Below are 329 nucleotides of genomic sequence, written 5' to 3'. Positions count from 1 at the left end.
CCAGGGCCGCTGTGCCGCGTGGCTGGGGCCCGGGTCCGCAAAAATAAACACAGAGCGGGGCACCCGGCTGACCGGAGCGCCGTGGCTCGGCGACCGGCTGGAGGAAACCGCGGACCCTACGGTGCGGCGCGGGGCGCGGCGCCTCGTCGCGACGCGGGGGGGGGCGTTCCGCTTCGGCGGGGCGACGCTGGCTTCGGGCGGCGCCGCCGGGCGCACGCCGCGCAGCCGCGCGTTCGCGCTGGCCCCGGTCCTGGCGGAACTCGCCGATCTCGCGGCGCTCTCCGCCCACGGCCGCGTCCGGGTCGTGACCGAGGTCGCCCCCGAGCTGA

General features: G+C 78.7%; 1 pseudogene. It reads left to right on the top strand.

Annotated elements, in window-relative coordinates:
* Positions 1-121 precede the first annotated feature (121 nt).
* Positions 122-329, top strand: a pseudogene (locus tag MKK70_RS23825) (sensor histidine kinase); the annotation flags it as partial.

The organism is Methylobacterium sp. E-041, assembly GCF_022829665.1.
In the GTDB taxonomy this organism is placed as follows: Bacteria; Pseudomonadota; Alphaproteobacteria; order Rhizobiales; family Beijerinckiaceae; genus Methylobacterium.
Note: the sequence above shows the minus strand (reverse complement) of the source record. Positions and strands in the feature narration are given on the sequence as shown.